This is a genomic window from Pseudoalteromonas sp. GW168-MNA-CIBAN-0100, assembly GCF_040309225.1.
Taxonomy (GTDB): Bacteria; Pseudomonadota; Gammaproteobacteria; order Enterobacterales; family Alteromonadaceae; genus Pseudoalteromonas; species Pseudoalteromonas arctica.
Genome location: NZ_JBEOOL010000713.1, coordinates 1 through 261 on the forward strand (window position 1 = coordinate 1; position 261 = coordinate 261).

A 261-nucleotide genomic window follows, 5' to 3' on the forward strand; every position below is an offset into this window, starting at 1 on the left:
TCGCCATCGGGTAGCCAGCAATATTCTGGTTGCTTGGGCATTAACATAGTAGCTAGCTCCTCACGAGTACCAAACCTATCGCGCTCACCTTGTAATACCAAAAATGGGCAGCCTATATCAGCAAAGTGATCGGTGCGTAGCTTTTCAGGCTTGCCTGGCGGATGAAACGGATAGCCAAACGCTAATACACCTAAAATAGCATGCTCGCTAGTACAGGCAAGCATTGACGCCATTCGTCCCCCCATAGATTTGCCACCAATA

Annotated in this window: 1 protein-coding gene; it reads right to left on the reverse strand. The window is 48.7% G+C overall.

All coding sequences use genetic code 11. The annotated features are described in order from the left end of the window. On the reverse strand, positions 1-261 hold a 261-nt coding region (locus tag AAEY62_RS23130; RefSeq protein ID WP_350636778.1), incomplete at both ends, for an alpha/beta family hydrolase.